At 49.5% G+C, this 1,088-nt stretch carries 1 protein-coding gene; it reads right to left on the bottom strand.

What is annotated here, in order from left to right; translation table 11 throughout:
* Positions 1-7: 7 nt before the first annotated feature.
* Positions 8-985: an IS30 family transposase gene (locus NF543_RS25220; RefSeq protein ID WP_257670979.1), complete on the bottom strand. Its 978-nt coding sequence runs from the start codon at positions 983-985 to the stop codon at positions 8-10.
* Positions 986-1,088 lie beyond the last annotated feature (103 nt).

Here is a 1,088-nt window from a genome sequence, read left to right as displayed (position 1 = left end):
GGTAGATTCAACTCACTAATGCAACTTTCTTATCTAAGTTAGTGTAAAAAATTTGTTTTGGATTATCGTAATCGAGTTTTTTTCTTGGCCTTGCATTTATTTTGTATTGTATTTCTTTGATATACTGATTGTTGAGTTCTTCAAACGACTGTTTTTTGGGGATGTATTGCCTGATGAGTTTGTTGGTGTATTCATTGATTCCCCTTTCCCATGAGGAGTATGGATGTGCGAAGAAGAATCCGGCACCGAGCTTTTTTGCGATATGGCTGTGGTCGGCAAATTCGCTTCCGTTGTCCGAAGTGATGGTGTGCACGTGGTCTTTGTAAGGTATGAGGATATCGACCACGATTTTCCCCAATTCCTTTGCGTGTTTCCCATCGGGCAATTTCCTCATGAACAGCAATCCGGTCTGCCTTTCAACGATGGTCACGATGGCTCCCCTGTTCTGCGGGCCGATAATGGTATCTATCTCCCAGTCCCCCATGCGTGCTTTCCGGCTGACGATATCCGGCCTGTCGTCTATGGAGCGTTTGTTCCTGATACCGCCATGGGAACCGCCCACCGGCCTTTTCCGGTGTTTGAGGCAGTGCCGGGTATGTTTGTACAGATCCCCGCCATCGGCTTTGTCTTTACGGATCAGTTGGTGGATGCGCTCGTGGCTGACCATCGGCTTTCCCTCCCTGTCGGCACGGCCCTTGATCTGTTCGGGGGACCACTGGTCTTCCCTGAGGCGCCTGTGTATGGCCGTTTCCATGGCATGGTCCAGCTTGCGGGGGCGCTTCAGCCGCTCTTTCCTGATCTGGGCTATCCCGTGGGCGTAAATTGCCCGGTACTGCCCGTTGGGTTTGCTGTTCCGATTCAGTTCCCGGCTGATGACCGGTTTGTCCCTGCCGATCACCGCCGATATCTCCGATGGCTTTTTGTCGGCATCCCTGTACGCCTGGATTTCGTACCTTTGTTCAAGGGTTAAATGTGATTTTTTCATAGCAACGCAAAAGTCTGGTTTTTCCCCTTAACAATACCCATCGGGGGTACCCCCGATGGGTATTGTTAATTAACTTTTGTTGCATTTCTTAATTGAACTTACG

This window comes from Parapedobacter tibetensis (genome assembly GCF_024704835.1).
GTDB lineage: Bacteria > Bacteroidota > Bacteroidia > Sphingobacteriales > Sphingobacteriaceae > Parapedobacter > Parapedobacter tibetensis.
This window is presented reverse-complemented; position numbering and strand designations above follow the sequence as displayed.

Coding starts and splice junctions, on each gene's coding strand:
- NF543_RS25220 (WP_257670979.1), bottom strand. CDS start 985: ATGAAAAAATCACATTTAACCCTTGAACAAAGGTACGAAATCCAGGCG.